At 52.7% G+C, this 364-nt stretch carries 1 protein-coding gene; it reads right to left on the bottom strand.

Features of this window, described 5'->3' with window-relative positions; all coding sequences use genetic code 11:
- Positions 1 to 13: 13 nt before the first annotated feature.
- The coding region (locus tag HK25_RS12130; protein ID WP_143296010.1) for an IS5 family transposase at positions 14 to 364 on the bottom strand (351 nt) is incomplete at its 5' end.

The following is a 364-nucleotide window of genomic DNA, read 5'->3' as shown; positions in this document are numbered from 1 at the left end:
CTACGGCGTGTCGTCAGTTAAGGAGGATGATGACTGAGGCAAACTGCACGGCTGCGAGGAACGTTGATTTCAGTTTATCGTAGCGTGTTGCGATTGCACGGAACTGTTTGAGTTTATTAAAGAACCGCTCGACAAGATTACGCTCCCTGTAAAGAGCGAAGTCTGTTTTCCGCTGCATCGTTCTATTACGTTTTAGCGGAATGACCGGGGTAACGCCGCGCTCTGTCAATCGGTCGATCAACCTGTCTGCGTCATACGCCCTGTCAGCAAGGAAGGCATCCGGATCGATGTTTTCCGGCATCGGTTCCGCCCGGTTGATATCCGCATCCTGACCCGGTGTGATGTCGATCTCCACCGGATTGCC

The sequence above is a fragment of the Acetobacter sp. DsW_059 genome, assembly GCF_002153695.1.
Classification (GTDB): domain Bacteria; phylum Pseudomonadota; class Alphaproteobacteria; order Acetobacterales; family Acetobacteraceae; genus Acetobacter; species Acetobacter thailandicus.
The sequence above is the reverse complement of the archived record's forward strand: the minus strand, read 5'-3'. Positions and strand labels throughout refer to the sequence as shown.